The organism is Streptomyces sp. NPDC005962, assembly GCF_040629205.1.
GTDB lineage: Bacteria > Actinomycetota > Actinomycetes > Streptomycetales > Streptomycetaceae > Streptomyces.
On record NZ_JBEXVE010000012.1, the window covers coordinates 142,451 to 168,646 of the forward strand.

At 71.5% G+C, this 26,196-nt stretch carries 26 protein-coding genes; 18 read left to right on the plus strand and 8 right to left on the minus strand.

Translation table 11 applies throughout. The features are described from left to right. The first annotated feature begins 7 nt into the window (after window positions 1-7). From ABZ370_RS21640 to ABZ370_RS21655, 4 genes are all read left to right on the plus strand, one after another. Complete coding sequence (locus ABZ370_RS21640; protein ID WP_358623231.1) at window positions 8-952, plus strand: sugar ABC transporter permease; 945 nt, start codon at window positions 8-10, stop codon at window positions 950-952. Then, on the plus strand, window positions 942-1,832 hold the full coding sequence (locus ABZ370_RS21645) for a carbohydrate ABC transporter permease (RefSeq protein ID WP_358623234.1): 891 nt from the start codon (window positions 942-944) through the stop codon (window positions 1,830-1,832). The genes ABZ370_RS21640 and ABZ370_RS21645 overlap by 11 nt, the downstream gene beginning before the upstream one ends. A 3-nt stretch (window positions 1,833-1,835) precedes the next feature. Continuing rightward, window positions 1,836-2,642, plus strand: a complete 807-nt coding sequence (locus ABZ370_RS21650) for a sugar phosphate isomerase/epimerase family protein (RefSeq protein WP_358623237.1) — start codon at window positions 1,836-1,838, stop codon at window positions 2,640-2,642. A 175-nt stretch (window positions 2,643-2,817) separates the two neighbouring features. Beyond that, window positions 2,818-4,041, plus strand: coding sequence for a cytochrome P450 (locus tag ABZ370_RS21655; protein WP_358623552.1), 1,224 nt, complete (start codon window positions 2,818-2,820; stop codon window positions 4,039-4,041). A 45-nt stretch (window positions 4,042-4,086) separates the two neighbouring features. Here the strand turns inward: ABZ370_RS21655 and ABZ370_RS21660 are convergent, their stop codons facing one another. The 3 genes from ABZ370_RS21660 to ABZ370_RS21670 form a co-directional block, all read right to left on the minus strand. Continuing rightward, window positions 4,087-5,106 carry a MerR family transcriptional regulator gene (locus tag ABZ370_RS21660; RefSeq protein WP_358623239.1) on the minus strand — a complete coding sequence of 340 codons (1,020 nt, stop codon included), beginning with the start codon at window positions 5,104-5,106 and terminating at the stop codon, window positions 4,087-4,089. A 6-nt stretch (window positions 5,107-5,112) separates the two neighbouring features. Next, window positions 5,113-5,790: a HEAT repeat domain-containing protein gene (locus ABZ370_RS21665; protein WP_358623242.1), complete on the minus strand. Its 678-nt coding sequence runs from the start codon at window positions 5,788-5,790 to the stop codon at window positions 5,113-5,115. A gap of 64 nt (window positions 5,791-5,854) precedes the next feature. Further along, on the minus strand, window positions 5,855-6,673 hold the full coding sequence (locus ABZ370_RS21670; RefSeq protein WP_358623244.1) for an NAD(P)-dependent oxidoreductase: 819 nt from the start codon (window positions 6,671-6,673) through the stop codon (window positions 5,855-5,857). Window positions 6,674-6,892: 219 nt separating this feature from the next. Here ABZ370_RS21670 and ABZ370_RS21675 point away from each other — a divergent pair, with 219 nt between their 5' ends. Together ABZ370_RS21675 and ABZ370_RS21680 are read left to right on the plus strand one after the other, a co-directional pair. Further along, on the plus strand, window positions 6,893-7,870 hold the full coding sequence (locus ABZ370_RS21675) for a 5-dehydro-4-deoxyglucarate dehydratase (RefSeq protein WP_358623247.1): 978 nt from the start codon (window positions 6,893-6,895) through the stop codon (window positions 7,868-7,870). Further along, window positions 7,867-9,027 carry a hypothetical protein gene (locus tag ABZ370_RS21680; protein ID WP_358623249.1) on the plus strand — a complete coding sequence of 387 codons (1,161 nt, stop codon included), beginning with the start codon at window positions 7,867-7,869 and terminating at the stop codon, window positions 9,025-9,027. Before ABZ370_RS21675 ends, ABZ370_RS21680 begins: the two co-directional genes overlap by 4 nt. A gap of 151 nt (window positions 9,028-9,178) precedes the next feature. On the opposite strand, the gene ABZ370_RS21685 is transcribed toward ABZ370_RS21680, so the two are convergent. After that, window positions 9,179-9,922: an SDR family oxidoreductase gene (locus ABZ370_RS21685; RefSeq protein ID WP_358623252.1), complete on the minus strand. Its 744-nt coding sequence runs from the start codon at window positions 9,920-9,922 to the stop codon at window positions 9,179-9,181. Window positions 9,923-10,015: 93 nt separating this feature from the next. Between ABZ370_RS21685 and ABZ370_RS21690 the strand changes: the two genes are divergently transcribed. After that, entirely contained in the window at window positions 10,016-10,576 is a 561-nt protein-coding gene (locus tag ABZ370_RS21690) for a TetR/AcrR family transcriptional regulator (RefSeq protein WP_358623254.1), read from the plus strand. 76 nt (window positions 10,577-10,652) lie between these two features. Beyond that, the gene (locus ABZ370_RS21695) at window positions 10,653-11,666 is read left to right on the plus strand and encodes an AraC family transcriptional regulator (protein ID WP_358623256.1); all 1,014 of its coding nucleotides are present in this window, start codon (window positions 10,653-10,655) and stop codon (window positions 11,664-11,666) included. A gap of 28 nt (window positions 11,667-11,694) precedes the next feature. On the opposite strand, the gene ABZ370_RS21700 is transcribed toward ABZ370_RS21695, so the two are convergent. Then, on the minus strand, window positions 11,695-12,612 hold the full coding sequence (locus tag ABZ370_RS21700; RefSeq protein WP_358623258.1) for a virginiamycin B lyase: 918 nt from the start codon (window positions 12,610-12,612) through the stop codon (window positions 11,695-11,697). A 199-nt stretch (window positions 12,613-12,811) separates the two neighbouring features. Here ABZ370_RS21700 and ABZ370_RS21705 point away from each other — a divergent pair, with 199 nt between their 5' ends. Continuing rightward, window positions 12,812-13,561 (plus strand): SDR family oxidoreductase, encoded by a 750-nt coding sequence (locus ABZ370_RS21705; protein ID WP_358623261.1) that lies wholly within the window; start codon window positions 12,812-12,814, stop codon window positions 13,559-13,561. 40 nt (window positions 13,562-13,601) lie between these two features. Here ABZ370_RS21705 and ABZ370_RS21710 read toward each other — a convergent pair whose 3' ends face one another. Both ABZ370_RS21710 and ABZ370_RS21715 read right to left on the minus strand, forming a co-directional pair. Then, window positions 13,602-14,507, minus strand: coding sequence for a serine hydrolase (locus ABZ370_RS21710; protein WP_358623554.1), 906 nt, complete (start codon window positions 14,505-14,507; stop codon window positions 13,602-13,604). Between the two features lie 13 nt (window positions 14,508-14,520). Continuing rightward, on the minus strand, window positions 14,521-15,420 hold the full coding sequence (locus ABZ370_RS21715) for a LysR family transcriptional regulator (protein ID WP_358623264.1): 900 nt from the start codon (window positions 15,418-15,420) through the stop codon (window positions 14,521-14,523). A gap of 170 nt (window positions 15,421-15,590) precedes the next feature. Between ABZ370_RS21715 and bla the strand changes: the two genes are divergently transcribed. Beyond that, window positions 15,591-16,520, plus strand: a complete 930-nt coding sequence (gene bla / locus ABZ370_RS21720) for a class A beta-lactamase (protein WP_358623266.1) — start codon at window positions 15,591-15,593, stop codon at window positions 16,518-16,520. A 14-nt stretch (window positions 16,521-16,534) separates the two neighbouring features. On the opposite strand, the gene ABZ370_RS21725 is transcribed toward bla, so the two are convergent. After that, window positions 16,535-17,065, minus strand: a complete 531-nt coding sequence (locus tag ABZ370_RS21725; protein WP_358623557.1) for a kinase — start codon at window positions 17,063-17,065, stop codon at window positions 16,535-16,537. A 150-nt stretch (window positions 17,066-17,215) separates the two neighbouring features. Here ABZ370_RS21725 and ABZ370_RS21730 point away from each other — a divergent pair, with 150 nt between their 5' ends. The 8 genes from ABZ370_RS21730 to ABZ370_RS21765 all read left to right on the plus strand — a co-directional run bounded on the left by ABZ370_RS21730 (window position 17,216) and on the right by ABZ370_RS21765 (window position 26,151). Then, window positions 17,216-17,884 (plus strand): GntR family transcriptional regulator, encoded by a 669-nt coding sequence (locus ABZ370_RS21730; RefSeq protein ID WP_358623269.1) that lies wholly within the window; start codon window positions 17,216-17,218, stop codon window positions 17,882-17,884. Between the two features lie 43 nt (window positions 17,885-17,927). After that, a complete protein-coding gene (locus ABZ370_RS21735; protein WP_358623271.1) occupies window positions 17,928-18,830 on the plus strand; it encodes a dihydrodipicolinate synthase family protein in 903 nt (300 codons plus the stop codon). Then, window positions 18,827-20,569, plus strand: coding sequence for an L-arabinonate dehydratase (gene araD / locus ABZ370_RS21740; RefSeq protein ID WP_358623274.1), 1,743 nt, complete (start codon window positions 18,827-18,829; stop codon window positions 20,567-20,569). The genes ABZ370_RS21735 and araD overlap by 4 nt, the downstream gene beginning before the upstream one ends. A 122-nt stretch (window positions 20,570-20,691) precedes the next feature. Beyond that, window positions 20,692-21,597: a sugar ABC transporter permease gene (locus ABZ370_RS21745; RefSeq protein WP_358623276.1), complete on the plus strand. Its 906-nt coding sequence runs from the start codon at window positions 20,692-20,694 to the stop codon at window positions 21,595-21,597. Next, window positions 21,594-22,511 carry a carbohydrate ABC transporter permease gene (locus tag ABZ370_RS21750; protein WP_358623279.1) on the plus strand — a complete coding sequence of 306 codons (918 nt, stop codon included), beginning with the start codon at window positions 21,594-21,596 and terminating at the stop codon, window positions 22,509-22,511. The genes ABZ370_RS21745 and ABZ370_RS21750 overlap by 4 nt, the downstream gene beginning before the upstream one ends. Window positions 22,512-22,562: 51 nt before the next feature. Continuing rightward, on the plus strand, window positions 22,563-23,780 hold the full coding sequence (locus ABZ370_RS21755) for a Gfo/Idh/MocA family oxidoreductase (protein ID WP_358623282.1): 1,218 nt from the start codon (window positions 22,563-22,565) through the stop codon (window positions 23,778-23,780). Between the two features lie 8 nt (window positions 23,781-23,788). Next, the gene (locus ABZ370_RS21760) at window positions 23,789-24,613 is read left to right on the plus strand and encodes a PmoA family protein (RefSeq protein ID WP_358623283.1); all 825 of its coding nucleotides are present in this window, start codon (window positions 23,789-23,791) and stop codon (window positions 24,611-24,613) included. Further along, window positions 24,610-26,151: a family 43 glycosylhydrolase gene (locus tag ABZ370_RS21765; RefSeq protein ID WP_358623286.1), complete on the plus strand. Its 1,542-nt coding sequence runs from the start codon at window positions 24,610-24,612 to the stop codon at window positions 26,149-26,151. The genes ABZ370_RS21760 and ABZ370_RS21765 overlap by 4 nt, the downstream gene beginning before the upstream one ends. Window positions 26,152-26,196: the final 45 nt, after the last annotated feature.

Sequence of the window (26,196 nt, forward strand, 5' to 3'; positions counted from 1 at the left end):
GATCATCATGGCCGTCGAGGTTCACACCGCCGCACCTGGCGCCCCGCCGAGACCGAGGCCACCCACGCCGCGCGGCCGGTCGCGCGGCTCGGAGACGCTGGCCGCCTGGCTGTTCCTGCTGCCCAGCCTGATCCCGTTCCTGATCTTCACCGCCGGGCCCGTCGTCGCGGCGGGTGTGATCTCGCTGCTCGACTGGAACTTGTTCAGCCCGCCCAGCTTCGTGGGCCTGCACAACTTCGCCCGGCTCGGCCCCGATCCGACGTTCTGGTCGGCGCTCGTCAACACCGTCTACTTCACGTTCGTCTCCGTGCCGCTGACGCTGCTGGTCAGCCTGGTGCTCGCGCTTCTGCTCAACCAGGGGCTCAAGCGCGTCGCGGTCTTCCGCTCCCTGTTGCTGCTGCCCTACGCCACCATCTCCGTCGCCGTGGCCTTCGTCTGGATCTGGCTCTACATCCCCCACGGCGGCCTGATCAACTCCCTCCTCGGCGCCTTCGGCATCGACGGACCGGCCTGGCTGGTCTCGGACACCTGGGCGATGCCCGCCCTCGTCGCGATGAGCGTCTGGAAGAGCTTCGGCTTCGGCATGGTGATCTTCCTCGCCGGGCTCCAGGCCATCCCGCAGCAGCTCTACGAGGCCGCGCGGGTCGACGGCGCCTCACCGTGGCGCAGCTTCCGCGGCGTGACGCTGCCGCTGCTCTCCCCGGCGATGTTCTTCGTCGTCGTCACGTCGGTCATCAGCTCGTTCCAGGTCTTCGACCAGGCGCTGGTCATGACGAACGGCGGGCCGGGCGTCCACACCACCACGCTCGTGATGTACATCTACCAAACGGGATTCCTGAACTACGAGCAGGGCTACGCGGCCGCCCAGTCGATCGTGCTGTTCGCGTTCATCGCGGTGATCACGGGGACGCAGTTCCTGCTCCAGCGGAGGCTGGTCCACTATGACAACTGACGCTGTGACAACTGGTGCCAGGACGGCTGGCGCCCCAGCTCTCGCGGCCCTCCGCCGTTCCCCCGCCGCGAGCCGCAAGCTGCTGGTCTTCACCTGCTTCCTGGTCACCGCGGTCACGCTCACGCCCATCGTGATGATGGTGCTCGTCGCGTTCCAGTCCGACAGTGAGTCGATGGCCGCGCAGCCGTCGTTCTGGCCCGGCACCTGGCACTTCGAGAACATCAGCCGCGCTTTCGAACTGGTCCCGCTCGGCGGCTATCTGGTCAACACCGTCATCTTCGCGGGCGGGACGACGCTCCTGGAGACGGTCACGGCCGCGCTCGCCGCGTACGCCTTCGCCCGGCTCAGATTCCCCGGCCGCAGCGTGCTCTTCGGCGTCTACCTCGCCACGTTGATGATCCCGACGCAGGTCACGCTGATCCCGCAGTTCATCCTGGTGGCCAAGGCGCACGGCGTCGACACCTGGGCGGGGATGATCCTGCCGCACGCCTTCACCGCGCTCGGGGTCTTCCTGCTCCGGCAGTTCTTCCTCAGCATCCCCCGGGACTACGAGGAGGCGGCGCGGCTCGACGGGGCGAACCGGTGGCAGACGTTCACCCGCGTGATCATTCCGCTGGCCGTCCCGGCGATCGCCACGCTGGCCGTCTTCAAGTTCATCACCCAGTGGAACAACCTGCTCTGGCCGCTGGTCATCTCCAACAGCGACGCCACGAGGACGGCGTCGGTCGGCCTCCAGGTGTTCCAGTCCGCCAACGGCACCCAGTGGAACCTGCTGCTGATGGCGGCCACCATCACCACCGTGCCGCTGATCGTGATCTTCTTCCTCACCCAGCGCTGGTTCGTACGCGGCATCACCATGAGCGGACTGGGAGGCCGCTGACCCATGACATTCCTGTCTTCCGTCCTGTGGTCCGTCTTCACCAAGCCCTGGTCCCGGCTGCCCGGTGAGGAGCTGGGCAAGCTCGTCGCGGGGCTCGGCTTCTCCGGCGCCGAGGTCCCGGTCCGGGACACCGCCCACGTCACCCCGGCCGTCGCCGAACGGCTGCTGCCCGCGTTCGCCGCACAGCTGCGGGCCGAGGGCGTCGAGGTGATCAGCGTCGCCAGCGACCTCGACGAGCCCGTCTTCGCGGCCTGCGGTGCGGCGGGCGTGCCGATGATCCGCGTCATGGCCGAACTCGGCCCCGACGGTTACGCCGCCTCCGTACGCCGCGTACGGCAGCGCCTCGAAGCCGCCGCGCCGCTCGCGGAGCGGTACGGCGTACGGGTCGGGGTGCAGCCGCACCACGGGCGCTTCGTCTCGTCGGCGCTCGGGGTGATGGACCTGCTCGACGGGCTGCCGGTGGAGCACTTCCGGGTGGTGTGGGACGCCGCCCACGACGCCCTGGCGGGCGACGACCCGCGGGTGACGCTGCCGCTGGTGGCGGGGCGGCTGGGGATCGTCAACCTGAAGAACGCGACGTATGTGGCGACCGACGCGGGGAGCGGCTCGGGTGGGGGCTCGGTCGGCGGGAACTGGAAGCCGTGGTTCGTACCGGGAGCGGAGGGGCTCGCCAACTGGTCGGCCGCGCTGGGGCAGTTGGCGGAGCTGGGGTACGCGGGGCCCGTCTGCCTGTCGGGCCAGTACTCCGACCCGGGCGTCCCGGTCGAAGAGCGGTTGAAGGCGGACCTCGCGGCGGCGCGTGGCGCCTGACTCGGCGTACCGTACGGGTGGCTGTTCCCAGCCTCGTTGTTCCGAGCGTACCGAGCGTTCCGAGCGTCCATCGAGCGAGCAGGAGAGCGCGTTGGCCACCACAGTCCCGCAGGGCGTCCCCGTCCCGTTACTCGATCCGGCCGCCGTCGGGCGGTGGAAGGCCACCTCCGGCGCGGTGGTCGACCTGCTGACCCAGGCGCGCGCACTCGGCGGGGTCAGCGCCGTCCCCCTCGGCCCGCGCCCCACGGTGCTGGTCACCGATCCGGACGCGGTGCGGCACGTCCTCGCCCTGCACCCCGACCGCTACGTCAAGCGCTCCCACCGGGCGCGGGTGCTGGTCGGGGACGGGGTGCTCTCGGCCGCAGGGGAGCCCTGGAAGCGGCAACGCCGCCTGCTGCAGGCCCAGTTCACGGGCGCGGGCATCCGGCGGTACGAGCAGCGCATCGACGCCGCCGCGCGGCGCGCCGCCGACCGCTGGGCCGCCGCCGCCCGTACCGGCACCCCGACCGACGTCCGCGACGACCTGCGCTTCTTCGCCCTCGACACCATCTGGCGCTCCCTCACCGGCCACCCCCTCGACGCGGACACCAACCGCGAACTGGCCGCCGTCGAGGCGGTGGGGACCGCCCTTCCGGCGACCCCCTCCGCATCGGCCGACCTGGCCGCGCTGCGCGCCACCGTGGCGGCGGACCTCGCACGGATCGACGCCGTCGCCCACCACGCCATCGCGGCCGCCCGCCGGGGCGAGGCGGGACCGGACGGCCCCGGCCTGCTGCGCGTCCTGGTGGACGCGGGGGAGACCCGCCCCGAATACACCGACCAGCTCATCCGCGACGAGCTGGTCACGCTGCTGACCGCCGGGCACGAGACCACGGCCACCACGCTGGCCTGGCTGTACCTGCTGCTCGACCAGCACCCCGAAGCCCGCCGATGGGCCCTGGACGCGGGCCCCGAGGGCTCGCCCGGGCGCGAGAGCGCCCTGCGGGCCCTCGTCTCCGAGACCCTGCGGCTGTATCCGGTGGCGTGGCTGATGCCGCGCCACGCGACCGAGGACGACACCCTCGCCGGGTATCGCGTCGAGGCGGGCACCGACATCTTCGTCTGTCCTTATCTCACCCACCGCGACCCGGCGGTGTGGCCCGAGCCCGAGCGGTTCGACCCGTCGCGGTTCGCGGACGACGGCCGGGGCTCCGCCCGGCATGGTGCGTACTACCCCTTCGGCCTCGGGGCCAGGGCCTGTCTGGGGGCGCAGTTCGCGATGCGCGAGATCGTCGCGCTGCTGGGGTACCTGCTGCCCGCCTTCACGCCCTCGTTCCAGGACCCCGCGCCCCCGCCCGCCTTCGGCTTCACCGTCCGGCCCGAGGGCCCGATGCCCGCCACGATCACGGCCGTCCGGTGATGGCCTCCTGGGCGGCGCCACGGCGTCCGGAGCCCGCGGCGTCCGTCATCGCGCCTCGCGCAGTCCGAGGAGGTAGGTCGCGGTGAGTGCGACGGCGCGGTCCTCGTCATGGGACAGCTCCGCGAGGGCGCGTGACGTCATGACTCCGGGGACGTCCGCGAGCGCCTGCGTCAGCCGTCGACGCGCGGCCTCGACCGGGTGGTGGGCGAGGCGGTCGAGGAGCCTGGTGGCGATCTGGTCCGCCAGCGCGGGATCACTCGCCAGGGCGCCCAGGGCGTCGGCCGCGTCGGTGTCGTTCGTCCCCCCGACGATCATGTCGATGAGGATCGGGACCGCGTCCGCCGCTCCCCGTGGCCCCAGCGCCAGAGCCGCATACCCGCGGACCACGCTGTCGGGGTTCGCGAGGGCGTCCCGCAGCACCGCGGTCGCCTCACCGTCCGGAAACTCGGCGAGCGCCTGGACGGCACGCTTGCGTACCCCGGCCACCGGTGAGTCGAGACCCTCCGCCAGCAGCGCCAATCCGGCACCGCCCCCGTGCGCCAGAGCCCATCGGAGGGCTCCGGCGACGTTCGTGTCCGTCTCGCTCAGCGCTGCCTCGACCAGCGCTTCCACCGGCACCGGAGCCTCTTCGACCGAGGACGCGGAGGACATGGAGGACAACGCCGCGCTTTGGCGCGTTCCGGCGCTCTTCGACCCCAACGCCTGGAGGAGCGCGACGGTCTGGAGGACGTCCTCCCAGCCGGCGGGTTCCGCGGCACCGATCCGGCGGAGCCGGGTGAGCAGCTCCGTCTCGTCCGCGATGCGTTCCCGCGTCCGGCGGATGAGGCCGTCGACCAGCTCGGAGGGGGCGAAGCCGGGGTCGTCCAGCGCCCGCCCGACCTCACGCAGCGACAGCCCCAGCGACCGCAGGCTCTCGATGTGGAAGATCCGCCGGATGTCCTCGCCGGAGTACTCCCGGTAGCCGCCCTCGGTACGGCCCGTCGCCCGCACCAGGCCGAGCGCGTCGTAATGCCTGAGCATGCGGGCGCTGACCCCGGACCGTCGTGCCACCTCACCGATCAACACTGCCTGTCACTCCCCCTGGCCGGTCGCGCCGAGGGCTACGGTGCGCTTCGCCTCCTCGATCGCGCGTTCGAATCCGGCCTCCGGGTCGCGCGACAGCCGTTCCGTGGCGACCGCGTGCACGCGTACGCGGAAGGAGGAACCCTCCGTCGCGGCGCGCAAGGTCGGCATGACCGTCTCACCGAGCGCGATCAGCGCCCGGCTGAGGCTCATTTGAATCTCCCGCTCGCCGCGCCCGAGCTGGGTCGCCAGCGCTCCGGCCAGCTCGGGTTCCTCCCCCTCGGGCACGAGCGCGACCGCCGCTCGCCAGGCGGTCCGCGCCACCTCGTCGTCGGTGTCGGCCAGCAGCGCCCGGGTGATCGCGGGCCACGCCTGCCGGTCCCCGATCTTGGACAGCGTGTGCAACGCCTGGCTGCGCGCCTGCGGCGCACGCTCCGGGCGGAGTTCATCGATGAGCCGGGGGACCGTCATCGCACCTGAGTGGCGGGTGATTGCCCACGTCAGCATCTCGCGCACCAGGAACTCGGGCTCGATCGCGCATCGTTCGATGAGCTTGTCGACGTACCGGGAGTCAGGAGACGTGCCCATCGCCAACGCCACCCGCAGCCGGATCGACGAGTCGCTGTGCTCCAGCCCCCGGACGGCTCGCGCCGTGTTCGCGTCCTCTTTCTGCTGCTCTTTCTGCATGGCCACAGTGAAGACCTTGTCACCATGTCAAGGTCAAGCGAGTTGAACGAGAACACGCCGCGGGTCAGCGCGGCCAGATCGGGGGGTTGGTGCAGAACGCGCCGCCCAGATTGGCGTGGTCGGGGTTGCCGGGCTCCAGCTCGCCCTGCGCGGCGATGAGCTTGGCGGCGTACGGCTCCGAGTCGTCCTGCGGTTCGTAGCCCAGCGCGCGGGCGGAGGACAGGTCCCACCACAGGCGGGTGTTGGCCGAGCTGCCGTACACGACGGTGTAGCCGACGTCCTCGGCGGTGAGCGCGGCGTGCAGGAGGCGGGCGCCGTCCGCCGGGCTCATCCAGATCGACAGCATCCGGACGTTCGTCGGCTCGGGGAAGCAGGAACCGATGCGGATGGCGACGGACTCGATCCCGTACTTGTCCCAGTAGTACGAACCCAGATCCTCGCCGAAGGACTTGGAGATGCCGTAGTAGGTGTCCGGGCGGCGCGGTGTGTCGATCGGGATCAGCGGGGCGTCGTCGTCGGCCGGGCGGGGGGTGAAGCCCACCGCGTGGTTGCTGGAGGCGAAGACGATCCGGCGGACGCCCGCCGCGCGGGCCGCCTCGTAGAGGTTGTACGTGCCCTGGATGTTGGCGCCGAGGATCTTCTCGAACGAGGCTTCCAGGGAGATGCCCGCGAGGTGGATGATCGCGTCGACGCCCTCCACGGCCCGGCGCAGCGCGTCCTCGTCGGCGAGATCGGCGATGATCGCGTCCGGGGCGTCGGGGATGGGAATGACGTCGAACAGGCGCAGCTCGTAGCCGTACGCGGGCAGCAGCTCGCGCATCAGGGTGCCCATGCCGCCGGCGGCGCCGGTGAGGAGGATGGTGCGGGGAGCGGGCGCGGACATGGGCGGATCTCCTCCGGACGAATGCGGGGCTGGGCGCATATGTGCATCTTGTTCAGATGCATGGACAACGTAGGGATTACGGGGGAGGGCGTCAAGGGTGATCGATGCGCGCGCCGCCCCTTGACCGGTACGCGAGGGCTGCCATACGGTATCCGCGTTCATAAATATAGATGCCGATCATAGACGTGCACGCGACTCGGCACGTGACAGGGAGAGCCCGTGACCACAGCCCCCTCGACCTCGGCATCACTCGCCGAGCGCCTTGACGGACTGCTGTTCTTCCCCGTGACCGCCTATGGGCCCGATGGCACCCTCGACCTTGAGGTGTACCGCACGCATGTGCGCCGTGGCATCGAGGCGGGCGCGGGAGCCGTCTTCGCCTGCTGCGGTACCGGTGAGTTCCACGCGCTGACCCCCGAGGAGTTCCACGACTGCGTCACCGTGGCGGTGGAAGAGGCCGCGGCGGTCGAGGCCGCCGGTGGGGTGCGGGTGCCGGTCGTCGCGGGCGCCGGATACGGGACGGCGCTGGCCGTGCGGTACGCCGGGCTCGCGGAGCGGGCGGGGGCGGACGGGCTGCTCGCCATGCCGCCGTATCTGGTGGTGGCGGATCAGGACGGGCTGGTCCGGCACTACACCGCGCTGGCCGGGGCCACCGACTTGGAGCTCATCGTCTACCAGCGCGACAACGCCGTCTTCGCGCCGGAGACCGTGGTCCGGCTGGCGCGGGTGCCGGGCATCATCGGGCTGAAGGACGGGCTCGGCGATCTGGATCTGATGCAGCGGACCGTGAGCGCGGTGCGGGAGGCGGGTGCGGACAAGGGGTTCCGTTACTTCAACGGACTGCCCACCGCCGAGCTGACCGGGCTCGCCTACCGGGCCATCGGGGTGACTCTCTACTCGTCCGCCGTCTTCTGCTTCGTGCCGGAGGTCGCGCTCGCGTTCCACCGGGCGTTGATGGCGGGGGACGACGAGGTCGTCAACCGGCTGCTGGACGGCTTTTTCCGGCCGCTCGTCGAACTGCGCAACCAGGGGCGCGGATACGCCGTATCCCTGGTGAAGGCGGGCGTGCGGATGCGCGGGCTGGACGTCGGCGAGGTGCGGCCGCCGCTGAGCGAGCCGAGCGCGGCGCATGTGAAGGAACTCGCCGAACTGATCGAGCGGGGCATGGAGCTGGTGGGCGAGGGCGGTGCCCGGTGAAGGCCTCCGCCTTTGTGTACCCGTGGGATGTGGTGGGGGACCCGGACGCGGCGGCCCGCATCGCCGACCTGGGGGTACGGCAGACCACGCTGGCCTCCGCGTATCACTCGACGCGCGCCCTGACGCCTCGGCATCCGCGGCACCGCATCGTGACGGCGCGGCACGCGGCGGCGCTGTATCCGCCGGACGCGGAGCGATGGGCCGGGCGGGCGCTGCGGCCGTTCGAGCAAACGTGGGTGGCCGGTTCCGATCCTTTCGGGGAGGCCGCGGACGCTTTGGCGGGGGCTGGGCTGGAGGTGCACGCGTGGGTCGTGCTGGCCCATAACTCGCGGCTGGGGGATGAGCATCCGGGGACGTCCGTGCGGAATGTGTATGGGGACCGCTATCCGTGGGCGCCGTGTATCGGGCGGCCCGAGGTGCGCGAGTATCTGGTCGACCTGGCGGCGGAGGCGGCGGTCCGGCCGGGGGCTTCCGGGGTCGAGCTGGAGTCATGCGGTTGGTACGGGCTCGCCCATCTCCACGCCCACGACAAGATCGGCGGAGTGGGGTTGGGGGAGGAGGCGCAGTACCTGATGTCGCTGTGCTTCTGCGAGTGCTGTGGTGCGGGGTACGAGGGGCTGGGCGCGTCTGTGGACGAGCTGCGGGGGGCCGTGCGGCGGGCGTTGGAGCCGGTGTGGGCCGGTGGCGGCCCTGGGGTGCTGGGTGCGGATGTGGCGGAGGTTTTCGCTTTGTGGCGGGACGGGGTGGCGAGCGGGCTGCAGCGGGACGCGGTGGCGGCGGTGCGGGCTGCGGCGCCCGGGCCCGGTTTCCAGGTGCTGCTGCACGCGGTGCCGTGGCGGCGGGGGGTGGGCGCCAATGTGGGCGTCGATCCGGCGGATGTGCTGGGGCATGCGGATGGGGTGGTGCTGCCGTGTACGGGTGGCTCGGCGGCGCGTGCTGCCGTGCTCCCGCCGTTCGTTCCGCACCGGCGGGAGGGGACCGTGCTCGCCGCGAACTTCACGGTGGTGGCGGGGATGGGGGGCAGTCCGGGCACGCTCGTGCGGGATGCGGGGCACGCGGTTGAGCTGGGCGCGGATGAGATTCGGCTGTACCACGCGGGGTTGGCGTCGGATGGGGATTTGGCGGAGGTGCGGAAGGCGCTGGCCCAGCTGGGGTGACCTTGCCCCACGGGGGCTCCGCCCCCGCACCCCCGCTCCTCAATCGCCGGAGGGGCTGGGTGGTGGGGCATCTCCGCCTCTGGCGCGAGGCGTTCGAGGGGGTGGGTCGGAGAGAGGGGCTGCGGGGGTGTGACGAAGGGCTGGGGCCTTGTCATGCCTGGACCGTGGGGCGGACGTTGATCTCGCCGATCTCTACGTCGCCGGGTTGCTCGATGGCGAAGGCCACCGCGCGGGCGATGGCCGCCGGGGGGATGCCCATCGCGTCCATGTTCTTGCGCGTCAGCTCGCGGATGTGCGGGTCCGTCATGGAGTCGGCGAGATCGGTGCTGACGTATCCCGGCGAAATGGCCGTCGTACGCACCACCCCGTCGGTGGACTCCGTACGCAACCCGTCATGGATGGTGCGCACCGCGTTCTTGGTCGCGGCGTAGACGGCCATCGACGGGGACACGGCGTGCAGGCCCGCCATGGAGACGATGCTCACCAGGTGGCCCGACCCCTGCTCGCGGAAGACGGGCAGCGCGGCGGCCACGCAGTTGAGCATGCCGCGGAGGTTGACGTCGATCATGGCCGTCCAGCCCTCGGTGTCGAGGTCGGCCAGCGGGCTGATCGGGGCGATCCCGGCGTTGTTCACCAGTACGTCCATGCGGCCGTACTGCTCGACGGCGCCGGAGACCAGGCGCCGCAGGTCCCCGGCCTGGGTGACGTCCACGACGCACGTGGCGGCGCGGCCTCCCTCCTCCCTGATGTCCCGCGCTATGGCGTCGATCCGCTCGGCGCGGCGCGCCGCGAGGACGACCGTGGCGCCGCGCTGGGCGAGCAGGCGGGCCGTGGCCTCGCCGATGCCGCCGCTCGCTCCGGTGATGGCGACGATCTTGCCGTGAAGAGAGAGCATGACTGCCTCCAAGTAAAGTGGACACGTGTCCGTCACGTGTTTCACCCTAGCGGACACGTGTCCATTTGTGGAGCGGAGCATCAGGAGAGACTCATGAGCGCGCCAGCACGCCGCCCGGACGCGGCGCAGAACCGGACCCGCATCGTGGAGGCCGCCCGCGCGGCCCTCGCCGAGTCCAGCGACGTCCGCCTCAACGAGATCGCCAAGCGCGCCGGTGTGGGGCAGGGGACGCTCTACCGGAACTTCCCCAACCGGGAGGCGCTTCTCGCCGAGGTCTACCGTCGCGATGTCGAGGAACTCGTGACCGCGGCCTCCGCGCTGCTGGCGGAACACGAGCCCGTGGAGGCCCTGCGGCACTGGCTCGACCGGGTGATCGACTACGCCGAGATCAAGCGCGGCGTCCTGGCGGCGCTCGAACCGGCGGCGTGGCAGGACCTCGTCGCCCACAGCCGTAACCCCATCGAAGGCGCCCTCGCTCAGCTGCTGGACGCCGGGAAGGCGGCCGGTTCCCTCCGCACGGATGTGGACGCCCACGGAGTCCTTCTGCTCATCGCCTACCTCAGCCGACTGGACCGGGACGAGTGGGAGTCGACGGCGCGGCCGCTGATGAGCGTCATCCTCGACGGCCTCCGCCGACGGGACCCGGACCGGTGAGCAACACCGGCGCGTTCATCGGCTGATGATGTGTCTCTGGCTCACTGGTGACAGGGGCGGAGAGCGGAGGAGAGCCTTGTACGAGACCGCGCACAGAAGCGAAGACCTGGGCCCGGCGGACCGCTTCGACGGTTGGCGCCGGCACGATTCCCCGCTGGTGCCGGTGGGCGTCTCCGTCGACGACACCGCCGCACTCCAGGTGTCCGCGCGCGCCCTGTCCCTGGGCCCGGTCCAGCTGATCAGCTTGCGCATGCCGCCGATGCGCTGGCACCGGCCGCCGAGCATGGTCCGGCGATGCGATCCGGAGCTGTACCAGGTGGTGTTTCCGCACAGCGGGACGCTGGACGTCATCTGGTCCGACCACGAGAGCAGCCACACCCCGCACGACGTGGTCATCCAGGACACCTCGATCCCCCGAACCAATCGCATGACCGCCGCCCCCGGCCACAGCGCTTACCACGGGACGGCGATCGTGTTACCGAAGGCGCTGATGCCTTTCCCCTCGCACCGGGTGGGCGCGCTGGCCCACTGCCGCATCTCCGCCCGCGAGGGCATGGGCGCTCTGCTCGCGCACACGGTCGGCCGCATCGCCGCGGACGCGAACACCTACCGGAAAGCCGACGGACCCCGGATCGGCAGAGCCGTGGCCGACCTGCTGGCCGCACTGCTCGCCCACGAACTGGACGCCGGCCGCGCTCTCTCGCCCGAAACCCACCGACAGGCCCTGACCGCACGCATCCAGGCATTCATCCAGCGGCATCTGAACGACCCCGACCTCACTCCCGGCGCGATCGCCGCCGCCCACTCCATCTCCCGCAGCTACCTGCACCGCCTCTTCCGGGGCCAAGACGCCACGGTCACCGCCTGGATTCGCGAGCAGCGCCTGGAACACGCCCGCAACGACCTCTCCCACCCCGCCCTGCGAACCGTCCCGATCCACGCCATCGCCACCCGCTGGGGCTTCACCAGCGCCGCCAACTTCACCCGCGCCTTCCACACGGCCTACGGCGTCCCGCCCAAGGACTACCGCGCCCTATGGATGCCCGGACCGAGTGGACTCTCCGTCAAGAATTCGGACACCGCGCGCTGACGCCGACTGCCGCAGGAGACGCAGGCGTTCAGGGCGGTGGTCGCGGGCAGCCGAGCCGCGCGATGCCTCCCGTCTCAAGGGCTGCCCAGAGGGCTCCGTCGGGCCCCAGGGTGATGCCATGCGGTTCGGATGACGGCGACGGCAGGTCGTACTCGGTGATCTCGGCGATCTCGCCGCTCGTGGTGATGCGGCCGATGCGATTGCCTCCCCACTCGGTGAACCAGCAGTCCCCGGTGGCGGCCGCGACAATCGCGTGAGGTTTCGCCGTGCGGTCGGGGAGCGGGAACTCCTTGATCCCGCCGTCCATCGAGATCCTGCCGATCTGGCCCGCTGCGATCTCGACGAACCACACGGCCGCGCCGTCACTGGCGATGCCCACGGGCGCGGCACCTGGAGTGGGAAGGGGATGAAGGGCGATGTCGCCGTACACAGTGATGCGGCCGATCGCGTTCGCCTGGTTGAGGGTGAACCACAGGGCTCCATCGGGGCCTGCGGTGATCGCCGAGGGGAAGGCGCCCGCAACGGGAAGGCCGAACTCGGTGATCTCCCCCTCACTGGTGATGCGGCCGATACGGTCGGTGTTCATCTCCGTGAACCACAGCGCGCCGTCCGGGCCGTTGGTGATGCCGAAGGGTCCGCTGTCGGGCGTCGGTATGGGAAAGGATTCGATGTCACCGCCGGTGGTGATGCGGCCGATCCGGTGGTCCTGGAACCGGGTGAACCACAGTGCCCCGTCGGGCCCGGCGGTGATGACCATGGGACGACACGAAGGCGAGTCCAGGGGGTATTCCTCGACCTCCCCGTCGGGGGTGAGGCGCGCGATGCGACCACTGTGCACAAAGGTGAGCCACAGGGCGCCGTCGGGACCGGCCGCAATGCCGTAAGGCCCGGCCGCCTTGTCCGCCACGGAGATCTCCCGCATGTCCGGGGCTTCGGAATGGTGCACGGCAACTCCTTGCAAGGATCGTGCGGGGATGGGGATCAACGAGAGTTCCTGCCCGATGCCGCAGCGCGGTCCTCGGCGCCGTCAGGCGTGTGGCCAGTTCTCCATGCGGTCAACCGTACCCTTCTGTGCCGATCGGTTCGTAAGGTGCTACGGTGTTATTCAGTACCGATCGGTACTGAATTTTGTGGAGGTCATTCGCATGGGACAGCTTGAGGGCAAGACCGCCGTCGTCACCGGCGGCGGCACCGGGATCGGTCTGGCCAGCGCCGTACGGCTGGCAGCCGAGGGCGCGCACGTGTTCATCACCGGCAGGCGGAAGGCCGAGCTGGACGTGGCTGTCGAGACGATCGGCTCGGCCGGGGCCACCGCGGTGGCGGGTGACATCGCGAACCCGGCCGACCTGGACCGGCTCTACGACGCGGTCCGCGCCCGGGGCCGGGGGCTGGACGTGGTCTTCGCGAACGCGGCGACCTTCTCGCTCGTGACCCTGGAGCAGACCACCGAGGAGCACTTCGACCAGACCTTCGGGGTCAACGTGCGGGGCACGCTGTTCACCGTGCAGAAGGCGCTCCCCCTGCTCAACGACGGCGCCTCGGTGATCCTCAACGCTTCCACCGCCGCCGACAACGGCACGGAGGCGTTCGGCGCGTACGCGGCGTCCAAGGCCGCCGTCCGGTCCTACGCGCGGACCTGGGCCAACGAACTCAAGGGCCGTGGCATCCGGGTCAACGCCATCTCGCCGGGCCCGATCGACACCCCCGGAATCACGACCGTCTTCGGCGAGGAGAACGCGGCCGATGCCAAGGTGAACCTCGCCGCGAGTATTGCGATGGGCCGGATGGGGCGCCCGGAGGAAGTCGCCGCGCTGGTGGCGTTCCTCGCCTCCGATCAGAGCAGCTTCATCCTCGGCGCCAACCTGTACGTCGACGGAGGCGAGAACCAGATCTGACGCACGCCCCGGCCACTCGCCCGCACTCGAATCGCGGCGGCTACAACTGCCGGAGGTGGTCGCGTAGGGTGCGGGCCACCTGGGACATCACGGCTTCGGCTCCCGGTTGGACGGAGGCCGGGACCTCGGATTCCGTCAGGACCGCGATGGCGAAGGACTGGCCGTCGGCGTGTTCGACGACGCCCACCTCGTGGCGGAGGTTCAGCAGGGTGCCGGTCTTCGAGGACCACCTCGTGGCGTCCGAGCTGAAGTCCGGGGCCAGGCGGTGACGGAGGACATTGTGGGCCATCAGAGAGCGCACCCGTTCCGCCACTTCGGGGTGGACCTTCGACGGGGTGGTCCACAGCGCCTGGAGCAGGTCGACGTACGAGCGCGCGCTGCCCGTGTTGGCGCGGGTCGTGTCGAGCTGCGGCACCCGGTGTCCGCGGCCGCCCGTGCCCGCACCGATGGCGAGGGCGTGGGCCAGGTCGACCTGGGCGGCGTCGAAGCGTTCGACGGGGGTGTCGGACAGCTCACCCATCGTGTGCCGGACGGTGATGTCGCGTAGGCCCAGCTCGTGCAGCAGGTCGGCAACCCGGGCGGGCGGGGTCAGGGCGAACAGCGCGTCGGCGGCTGTGCTGTCGCTCAGGCAGGTGCTCAGGTACAGCAGGTCGTCGACCGCGACCCGCGCCGGGTGGCGGAATCGGCTCAGCCCGGTGGGGCCGGGCGTGGTGATGCGGCCGGGGGTGACGTCGAGCATCGTCGCCCCGTCCAGCTCGCCCCGCCGGACGCGTTCCGCCGTCGCCAGTGCGAGCGGGACCTTGACCAGCGAGGCCGACGGCAGCTGGGTGTCCGGGTCGATGCCTAGTTCCTCTCCCGTGTGGAGGTCCCGTACGAGGACGCAGCCGCGCAGGCCGCCGTCGTGCAACTGGCGCCGCATGTCGTGCAGCAGGGCTTCGGTGTTCACCATCGGCTTCCGTTCAGATGCTTTCGCTGCCCAGACAGCGGGCTATGGCCGCGCCCAGGCGCGCTTCGATGTGCTGGGGACTGCCCTCCGCGGCGGCCAGCGCGTACCCCCGGCTGAGGGGCAGCTCGCCGACGGGCCGCCAGTGCAGGCCGAGTTCCACGGCCTGTGCGGGCGAGCACAGCAGTACGTCGCGGGTGCGGAGGGCCTCGGCCACGGCCGTGGTCAGGTCGGTCGCGGTGACGAGCTGGGCGGGCCGCAGGCCGACCGCGTCGCGCAGCCGGGTCAGCGGATCGCGGACGTGCGGCACGTCGTCCTCCGGCTGAATCCAGACGCGCCGGGCCGGGCCGGAGGAGGCCCGGCCGACCCGCAGCGTCTCCAGGTAGACGCGCTTCACACTGGGATCGGCGGCACCGGCGAGCCCCAGCGGCACCGACCACACCGCGTCGTCCGGCACCACCGTGAGCAGGGCCGCGCGCACCTGTTCGGCGTGGAGGAGCTCCCGGCGCCGCGCCGGGGGCGCGACCCGCAGATCCAGGGTGACGCCGAGCCCACGGGCCTCGGCGACCAGGCGTGCCAGACCGGCCGTGGAGCAGATACCCGGCACCGCGAGCCGCCACGGCTTGCGCTTGACGGCTTCGGCCTCGTGCAGCAGCACATCCGCCGCCTGGACGAGCTGCCTGGCCGTCGGCAGCATGTCCCGGCCGAACGGGGTGAGGACGGCCCGCCGCGACGTGCGCTCGAACAGCGGCTCGCCGAAGCGTTCCTCCAGAGCGGCGACGCGACGGCTGGCCACCGACTGGGACATCCGGGCGGCGGCCGCTCCCACGGTGAAACTCCCGTGCTCGCTCACGCTGACGAACGCACGGCATGCCCCGACAAGATCCACGCCCCGGACTCTATGCCAGTCGCCCATCCCAGTCGGCCATGCCGGATCGGCATGAAGGTGCGCGTGAGCGTATTGGACCGCATGACCGCCCGACGGTGAAGGTGTTCCCGCACTCACTCATGACCCGCACCCGGGACGGGGCCGTGCCGCCCCTTCCCCTGGTCCGCCCTGCCCAAGGGCGTCTTGGAGGTCGCACCATGCACTTCAGCCATGCCCGCCATGCCCACCGTGCCCGCCGCGCCGCACTCGGCGCGCTCGCCGCGCTCGCTCTCGTTCCCGTCGTGGCCTGCGGCCAGAACAACTCCGCGCCCGCCGCCACGGCCACGTCGATCGCGGCCACGAAGCCGTACACCGGTGAACTGAAGGCCCTGGAGCGGAAGTTCGACGCACGCCTCGGCCTCTACGCCATCGACACCGGCACCGGACGCGAGGTGGCCTACCGCGACGGTGAACGTTTCGGCTTCCACTCCACGTTCAAGGCGATCGCCGCCGGGGCGGTGCTGCGCAAGTATTCCCCGGACGGCATGGACAAGGTGATCACGTACTCCCGTGACGACCTGGTCGACAACTCGCCCGTCACCGAGAAGCACGTCGACACCGGGATGACCCTGAGCGAGCTGTGCGACGCCTCCGTCCGCTACAGCGACAACACCGCGGCCAACCTGCTGTTCGACGCGCTCGGCGGGCCCAAGGCGCTCGAACGCGAGGTCAGGAGGCTGGGCGACGACGTCACACGGGCGGATCGCATCGAGCCCGAGCTGAGCAAGTGGGTTCCGGGCGAGACGCGGGACACGACCACCCCGCGTGCGCTGGCCAAGGACCTGCGCGCCCTCGTCCTCGGCGACGCCCTCCACACACCCGAACGCGCCCAGCTCGCGACGTGGCTGAAGACCAACACCACCGGGGACGCCCTCATCCGGGCCGGGGTACCGGAGGGCTGGGTGGTCGGCGACAAGACCGGAAGCGGCTTCTCCTACGCCGCCCGCAACGACATCGCCGTGGTGTGGCGTCCGGACGCCGCGCCCATCGTCATGGCGGTCCTGACGAACCGTGGCGAGGAAGGCGACGAGCACGACGACAAGCTGATCGCGGAGGCGGCGTCCGTGGTCGCCGACACGCTGTCGTAGCACGGCCGGCCCGCTCAGCCCGCCGCCAGGCCCGCGTCCCGTAGGACGCGGGCCACCGTCTCGTCGAGGGTGCTCGTCGGCGGGATGACGGTTTCGGTGGCGTCCGGCAGGAGGTCCAGGGGGCGGTACCAGCGGCGCAGTTCCGCCTCGCCGAACTCGGCCGCCTGCGGCTTCGTGGCGTGGCGGCGCACCGTTTCGGCGAACGGCACGTCGAGGTAGTACGCGTGGGTGCGGCCCCGGTGGTCGTGGCGCAGGGCGTCGAGCATCGGGGCGTAGCGGGCCGCGTGCAGGATGCCCTCGACGACCACGTGGTAGCCGTGGTCGAGGGCGTAGCGGGCGACGGTGTCGATGAGGCCGATGTTCGCGCCGCCCGGGACGTCCCGCTCGCGCAGGACCTCGCGGCGCAGATTGTCCTGACCCACCAGGGCGAGGCCTCGCCCGTACCGGTCGCGCAGCCCGGCGGCGACGGCGGATTTGCCGGAGGCGGAGTTGCCGCGCAGCAGGATCAGGCGCGTTGTCACGGAGCCGACCATCATGGCGCCCATCGTGCCGCGCGTCATGCCAATCACGTTACCCGTGCGGAAAGTTGAAGTTTCGTCAGGACCGTTGACGAAACCATGGGGCCGCCCTAATTTCATCGCGTCGTACTTCGTACGTCATATATGAGACGCGATACGTGAGATCTGAGAGCCCCCATGGACATCGCCCCCAGCCCGATTCCGTCCCGTACCCAGTACGTGCTGGAAGCGGTCAAGCACGCCATCCTGACGGGAGGGCTGCGGCCGGGGCAGCCGCTCGTCGAGGCGGAGCTGGCGGCCCAGTTCGGGGTGTCGAAGACGCCGGTGCGGGAGGCGCTGAAGACCCTCGCGGGCCGGGGGCTCGTGGTGATGAGCGAGTACAAGGGCGCGACCGTGCGGACCGTCGACACCGCGATGGCGCGGGCCGTATACGACGTACGGCTGCTGCTGGAGCCCGAGGCGCTGCGGCGGACCGTCACCGCGCGGGCGAGCCTGGCGGCGGCGGGGGCCGCGCTGGAGCGGTCGGACGCGGCGGCCGATCCGGCCGACCGGTCGCTGGCCAACCGGGACTTCCACCGCTCGCTCTACCTCCCCTGCGGCAACCCGCTGCTGACCCGGATGCTCGACGAACTGCGCGACCAGGCGGCCCTGGTGTCGGCCGTGGCCTGGCAGGCGGTGCCGTCCTGGGAGCGGGAGGCGCGGGAGCACCGGGAGATCCTGGGCCGCGCGCACGACGGGGACGCCGACGGCGCCGCCCGCGCGCTGCACCACCACATCTCCTCCTTCGTCCAGCGGGCCTTTCCCGACCCGGACGCCGACCTGGACGCCGACCCGGACGCGAACTGACCCGGACACGAACTGACACGGACACGAACTAGAGAGGGCCCGTATGGACTTCACACCGCTGAGAACCGCGCTCGCGGACGTCGTGGCGATCCCGGTCACCCCGTACGACGCCACGGGCGCCGTCGACCGGACCACCTACCGCGACCTGCTGCGCAGGCTTCTCGACGGCGGGGTACGGGCGGTCACCCCCAACGGCAACACCGGGGAGTTCTACGCCCTCACCCTGGAGGAGCGCAGGCTGTGCACCGAGCTGAGCGTCGAGGAGGCGGGCGGCCGGGCCGCCGTGCTGGTGGGGGTCGGGCAGGACGTGGCGACGGCGGTGGACGCCGCGCGGCACGCCCGCGAGGCCGGGGCGCAGATGGTGATGGTGCACCAGCCGGTGCATCCGTATGTCTCGCAGGACGGCTGGGTCGACTACCACCGTGAGATCGCCGAGGCGGTTCCGGAGCTGGGCGTGGTGCCGTACGTGCGCAACCCGCTGATCGAGGGCGCGGCGCTGGCCGGGCTCGGCGAGGCGTGCCCGAATGTGATCGGCGTGAAGTACGCGGTCCCGGACGCGGCCCGCTTCGCGGCCTTCGCGCGGGACGCGGGGCTCGACCGGTTCGTATGGGTGGCCGGGCTCGCCGAGCTGTACGCGCCCTCGTACTGGGCCGTCGGCGCCACCGGCTTCACCTCCGGGCTGGTCAACGTCGCCCCGAAGCTCTCCCTCGACATGCTGGGCGCGCTGCGCGCCGGGGACTACGCGGCGGCGATGAAGGTGTGGGAGCAGATCCGGCCGTTCGAGGATCTGCGGGCGGCGCGGCAGTCGGCCAACAACGTGACCGTGGTGAAGGAGGCGCTGGCCGCGCTCGACCTGTGCCGACGCGACGTCCGCCCGCCCAGCCGACTGCTGCCGGAGCCGCAGCGCGCCGAGGTGGCCGCGCTGATACAGGGGTGGGCCCTATGAGCGACGCTGTGAGCCGCCCGCGCAGAGCGCCCGAGGAGCTGCGCAGCCACCAGTGGTACGGCACCGAGGGGTTGCGCACCTTCAGCCACCGGGCCCGCACCCGCCAGCTCGGCTATCTGCCCGAGGAACACCTCGGCAAGCCGGTCATCGCGATCCTCAACACCTGGAGCGACATCAACCCCTGCCACGTCCATCTGCGCGACCGCGCCCAGGCGGTCAAGCGCGGGGTCTGGCAGGCGGGCGGCTTCCCCCTCGAATTCCCGGTCTCCACGCTGTCGGAGACCTTCCAGAAGCCGACTCCGATGCTGTACCGGAATCTGCTGTCCATGGAGACCGAGGAGCTGCTCCGCTCCTACCCGGTCGACGGCGCCGTGCTGCTCGGCGGCTGCGACAAGTCCACCCCGGCGCTGCTCATGGGCGCCGCCACCGCCGATCTGCCGACCGTCTTCGTGCCCGCCGGGCCGATGCTGCCGGGGCACTGGCGCAACGAGGTGCTGGGTTCGGGCACCGATATGTGGAAGTACTGGGACGACAAGCGGGCCGGGCTCATCGGCGACTGCGAGATCGCCGAACTGGAGCGCGGCATCGCCCGCTCGCCCGGCCACTGCATGACCATGGGCACCGCCTCCACGCTGACGGCCGCCGCCGAGGCGCTGGGCGTGACCCTGCCGGGCGCCTCGTCCATCCCGGCCGTCGACTCCGGGCACGAGCGGATGGCCGCCGCCTCCGGGATGCGCATCGTCGAGCTGGTCTGGCAGGACCTGCGGCTCTCCGAGATCCTCACCCGGGACGCGTACGAGGACGCGGTGACCACCGTGCTCGCGCTCGGCGGCTCCACCAACGCGGTCATCCACCTGATCGCCATGGCCGGGCGTTCGGGGGTGCGGCTCACCCTCGACGACTTCGACCGGATCGCCCGTACCGTGCCCGTCCTGGCCAACCTCCGTCCCGGCGGCCGGTATCTGATGGAGGACTTCCACTTCGCCGGGGGACTGCCCGGCTTCCTCTCCCGGCTGACGGACACACTGCATCTGGACCGGCCCACCGCCGCCCACGCCACCCTGCGCGAACAGCTCGACGGCGCCCTCGTGCACAACCCGGACGTCATCCGGCCGCGCGAGAACCCCCTCGCCGAGGAGGGCGGGGTGGCGGTGCTGCGCGGCAACCTGTGCCCGGACGGCGCGGTCATCAAGCACATCGCCGCCGACCGGCATCTGCTGAAGCACACCGGGCCCGCCGTCGTCTTCGACGACTACAAGACGATGCAGGCCACCATCAACGACCCCGGCCTCGGCATCACCGAGGACACCGTGCTGGTGCTGCGCAACGCCGGTCCGCTGGGCGGGCCCGGCATGCCCGAGTACGGGATGCTGCCGATCCCCGACCACCTGCTGAAGAAGGGGGTGCGGGACATGGTGCGGATCTCCGACGCCCGGATGAGCGGCACCAGTTACGGCGCCTGCGCGCTGCACCTCGCGCCCGAGTCGTACATCGGCGGACCGCTCGCCCTCGTCCGCGACGGCGACCTGATCACGCTCGATGTGGCGGCACGGGTGCTGCGGCTGGAGGTGGACGACGCCGAGCTGGCGCGGCGCCGGGCGGAATGGACGGCCCCGCCGCCCCGCTACGAACGCGGCTACGGGGCGCTCTACCAGGAGCAGATGACCCAGGCCGACACCGGCTGCGACTTCCGCTTCCTGGCAAGGGACGGCGCGGTGCCGGAACCGTACGCGGGCTGAGCCCACAGCCCGCAGCCTGACCGAAAAATTTTTGCACGGTATTTCGAACGTCGTACGGAAAGCGCTTCCTCGCGTCTGACGCGGCGCAGCAAGCGCTTCCCCCTGAGAACGGAGAAGCAGTCATGGCCGACGCCGTGGCGAAACGTACGGGAGCGACGCCACGCCGCCTCCCGTATCTGCTGATCGCCCCCGCCGGGCTGCTGATGCTGGGCTTCATCGCCTATCCGATGCTCAGCGTCCTCTACTACAGCCTGCAGAACTACAACGTCACCAAGCCCTGGCGGAACGGCTACGCGGGCTTCGAGAACTTCACCCGCATCTTCACCGACGACCCGCAGTTCTGGGACGCGCTGGCGTTCAGCGGCAAATGGGTCGTCACCGAGGTGCTGCTGCAACTCCTCCTCGGCGTCGCGCTCGCCCTGCTGGTCAACCAGACGTTCCTCGGACGCGGCATCGCCCGCGCCCTGGTCTTCTCGCCGTGGGCCGTCTCCGGGGTGCTGACCACCACCATCTGGATGCTGCTCTACAACCCCTCGACCGGCATCAGCCGCTATCTCGCGGACGCCGGGATCGGCACGTACGGCACCTCCGTGCTCTCGGAGACCGGCACCGTCTTCTGGGCCGCCGTCCTCGCCGAACTCTGGCGCGGCGTCCCCTTCTTCGCCATCCTCATCCTCGCCGACCTCCAGTCCATCCCGGGGGACCTGTACGAGGCGGCCTCGGTCGACGGCGCCGGGCGGGCGCGGCAGTTCTTCCACATCACGCTGCCGCATCTGAAGGACGCCATCGTGCTGTCGACCCTGCTGCGCGGGGTGTGGGAGTTCAACAACGTCGACCTGCTCTACACCCTCACCGGCGGCGGCCCGGCCGGGCAGACCACCACGCTGCCGCTGTACGTCGCCAACACCGGGATCAACGGCCATGACTTCGGCTACGCCTCCGCGCTGACCACCGTCGCCTTCGTGATCCTCCTCTTCTGCTCGATCCTCTATCTGCGCCTGAGCAAGTTCGGAGGCGACACCAAGTGAGAGCCGCACCCGCGCTCGCGGAGCAGGACAGCGGCCCGGCCCTGTCCGCCCCCGCGGCCCCCGTCCCGCCCGCCGCCTCCGGCAAGCGGCGCGGACGCTCGGTCGACGACGGCGTACCGCGCTGGCAGATCTACGCACCGCTGGGCCTGTATCTGCTGTTCACACTGGTTCCCTTCTACTGGATGCTGCTCTTCGCGCTCCGCCCGGCGGGCTCCACCTCGCTGGTGCCGTGGCCGGTCACCGGGGAGCACTTCGCGAAGGTCTGGAACGAGCGCGCTTTCGGGACGTTCTTCCAGAACAGCATGATCGTCGGCGTCGCGTCGCTGGTGATGACGACCGTGGTCGCGCTCGCGGGCGGCTACGCCCTCGCCCGCTTCGACTTCCGGATCAAGAAGGGCTTCATGCTGGCCCTGCTCGCCTCGCAGTTCATCCCGGGCGCGCTGATGCTCGTACCGCTCTTCGAGATCTTCAAGAACCTCCAGATGATCAACTCGCTGGGGAGTGTGATCATCGCGGAGACCGTCTTCCAACTGCCCCTGTCCATCATCCTGATCAGCGGCTTCATCAAGAACGTGCCGGTCTCCCTGGAGGAACAGGCCTGGGTGGACGGCTGCGGGCGGCTGCGGGCCTTCTGCGCGGTGGTGCTGCCGCTGCTGCGGCCCGGTCTGATCGCGGTCGGCTCCTTCGCCTTCGTGCACAGCTGGAACCACTTCCTGTTCGCGCTGATGTTCCTCAGCTCGCAGGACAAGCAGACCATCCCCGTCGGCCTCAACACCCTCATCGGCGCCGACAGCGTCGACCTGGGCGCACTGGCGGCGGGCGGGGTGATCGCGGCGGTGCCGGTCGTCATCGTCTTCGCCTTCATCCAGAAGTGGCTGATCACCGGATTCAGCGCGGGCGCCGTCAAGGGCTGACCCGGTCAACAGTTTCGCGCGGGCAATTCGCGCGGGCAAGGAGGTCCGACCATGCGCACGACGCACCCCCAAGGACAGGGGGCCGCCGAGGGGTACACACCCCTGTCCGTCGTCCTCGCGGGCGCGCGGGGGCACGGCCGCTGGCATCTGGAGAACATCCGGCGGCTGGCGGGGGAGGGGCTGGTGCGGCTGGCCGGAGTGTGCGAACTCCGGCCGCTGGACGCGGAGGAGCTGGGCGACGGCTTCGGCGAGCCCGGGCCCGAGCAGTCCGGCGACCTCGGCGCGCTCATCTCCCGTACCGGCGCCCAGATCGCCGTCATCTGCACCCCGATCCACACCCACGCCGACCTCGCCCTCACCGCCGCCACGCACGGGGCGCATCTGCTGCTGGAGAAGCCGCCCGCGCCCTCCTACGCCGAGTTCACCCGGCTGAGCGACGGGCTCGCGGAGCTCGAGACCGCCTGCGAGATCGGCTTCCAGTCCCTCGGCTCCCACGCCCTGCCCGCCATCCGGACGCTCATCGCCGACGGCGCCATCGGGACGTTGCGGGGCATCGGCGCCGCCGGGGCCTGGTCGCGCGACGAGACGTACTACACGCGCGCCCCCTGGGCCGGGCGCCGCACCCTGGACGGCCGCGACGTCATCGACGGCGTCCTCACCAACCCCCTCGCCCACGCCGTCGCCACCGCCCTGCGCATCGACGGCGCCGACCGCGCCGAGGACATCGCCGCCCTGGAACTGGAGCTGTACCGGGCCAACGACATCGAGGCCGACGACACCTCCTGCCTGCGGATACGGACCTGCTGGGGCACCACCATCACCGCCGCCGTCACCCTGTGCGCGGAGGAACCCGGCGAGCCGTATGTGGTGGTCCACGGCGATCAGGGCCGTATCACCTTCTGGTACAAGCAGGACCGGGTCCGGGTCGAGCGCGCGGGAGCGCCCCCCGAGACCACCCACTACGCGCGCACCGACCTGCTGGAGAGCCTGGCGTTCCATGTGCGCGACGGCACCGAACTGCTCGTCCCCCCGGACCGCACCGGCGCGTTCATGCGCGTCGTCGAGGCGGTCCGTACCGCCCCCGCACCGGTCCCGCTGCCCGCGGACGCCTGGCGCACCGAACCCGGTGCGGGCGCGTCGGCGGGCGCGAAGCGGCGCGTCGTCACCGGCATCGACGATCTGATCACCGCCGGCGCCGAGCGCCTCGCTCTGTACTCCGAACTGCGCGCCCCCTGGGCCGCACCCCCCGCGGAGGTCCCGCACCCATGAACGCACCCATGAACGCACCGATGAACGCACCCTTCACCAACCGTCCCCCCTGCACCGTGCTGCGCCACGAGAACCGGCCCGTCGGTACGTACGTCCACCGGCCGCAGCTCGCCGGGACGCTCGCCCCCCGCCCGTATCTGCACCCGGTACGGACCCTCGGCGGCATCACCGTCACCGACGTGCGCACCGCCGGGCACCCCGCCCAGCTGGGCGTGTCCATGGCCGTACCGGACGTCGCCGGGCGGAACTTCGGGGGCGGCCCGAGCCCCGTCACCACCTATGGCGGCCAGCGCCATCTGGGCTGGCTGCTGCGTGACCCGGACGGATTCGTGGAGGAGCTGTCCTGGAGCGCGGGCGGACGGCAACTGCTGCTGGAGCGGCGCACGGTCGCCGTGCGGCCGCTGTCGGCGGGGTGCTGGGCGCTGGACTTCACCACCGCGCTCACCAATGTGACCGGGCAGGATGTCTCCGGGTCCGGCGGTGGCTTCTTCTGGAGCGCGCCGCGCCGACCGCAGCCGCCGAGGGTCTTCAGCGCGGGCGGCGAGGGCGAGGCCGCCGTCCACGGGCGGCCCGCGGACTGGGTGGCGCTGGCCGCCGAGGACTGGACGCTGGTCTTCGCCGGGGCGACCGGCGACACCCGCTCCGCCCCCTGGCACGTCCGCACCGGCGACCACCCCGGCGTCGGCTCGGCCCTCGCCGACCGGGCTCTGTCGATCGCCCCCGCCGACACCGTGACCCGGCGCATCGTCACCGCCGTCGCCGACGGATGCCTGGGGCGGGACGAGGCGGCGCGGATCGCCGGGCAGCTGTCGGACAAGGGAGCCGCCGTATGAGCGGACCCGCGCCCGTGTGGCGCGCCGACCTCGGCGACGGTACGTACCGCAATCCCGTCCTCAACGCCGACTGGTCCGACCCCGACGTCGTCCGCGTCGGCGACGACTACTACCTCACCGCCTCCAGCTTCGGCCGCGCCCCCGGACTGCCGGTCCTGCACTCCCGGGACCTCGTCAACTGGCGCATCCTCGGCCACGCCCTGGAGCGGCTCGAACCCGCCTCCGCCTTCGCCCTCCCGCGCCACGACTGCGGCGTCTGGGCGCCCAGCATCCGCCACCACGACGGCCGCTTCTGGATCTTCTGGGGCGACCCGGACTCGGGTGTCCACCAGATCAACGCCCGCGATCCGCGCGGCCCGTGGAGCGCCCCGCACCTGATCAAGCCGGGCAAGGGCCTGATCGACCCCTGCCCGCTGTGGGACGAACACGGCAACGCCTTCCTCGTCCACGCCTGGGCCAAGTCCCGCTCCGGCGTCAACAACCGGCTCACCGGACACCGCATGAGCCCGGACGGCCGGGAACTCCTCGACGAGGGCCGCGTCATCGTGGACGGGGACACCATCCCGGGATGGTTCACCCTCGAAGGCCCCAAGCTCCACCGGCGCGACGGCTGGTTCTGGATCTTCGCCCCGGCCGGAAGCGTCGAAACCGGCTGGCAGGGCGCCTTCCGTTCGCGGGACTTCTTCGGCCCGTACGAGGAGCGCACCGTCCTGGCCCAGGGCCGCACCGACGTCAACGGCCCCCACCAGGGCGCCTGGGTCGACACCCCGGCGGGCGAGGACTGGTTCCTGCACTTCCAGCAGCGCGGCGCGTACGGGCGCGTGGTGCACCTGCAGCCGATGGGCTGGGACGACGCGGGCTGGCCGGTCGTCGGCGACGACGGCGAGCCGGTGTCCTGGTACCGCAAGCCCAAGGGGCCGGCCGCCGAGCTGTGCGCCCCCGCCGTGGACGACACGTTCCCTCATGGCCGATACGGCCCCCAGTGGTCCTGGACCGCCAACCCGGCGGCGGGCTGGACGACCGCCCACGACGGCCCCGGCCTGTGGCTCACCTGCCACCGCCACGACGCGGCGGACGACTTGCGCGGGCTCGCGAGCGTCCTGGTGCAACGCCTCCCCGCCGAGTCCTTCACGGCGACGGTCGACCTGGCGCTGCACAGCGAGGCCGTGGGCGCGAAGGCGGGGCTGGCGGTGCTGGGCGACGCGTTCGGCTGGATCGGCCTGGAGCGGGCGGCGGACGGCGTCCGCCTGGTCCACCGCTTCGCCAGCGTCACCACCGAGCGCGAGCGCGACGCGGAACACCCCCGCCCGGCCCCCGCCGCCCGGGCCCGCCTCCGCATCGAGGTCGCCCCCGGCGCCCGCTGCCGCCTCTCCGCCGACACCGGCGACGGCTTCCGCCCGTCGGGCCCGGTCTTCGCCGCCACCCCCTGGCGGTGGGTGGGCGCCCTGCTGGGCCTGTTCGCCACCGCCCCACCGGGCCGAGGCGCGGCGGGCCACGCGGCCTTCGACGACTTCCACGCGACGCCCGCCCCGGAGTAACGCAGATGTCCCCCACCCTGCCCCTCCCCACACCACACCAGGAGA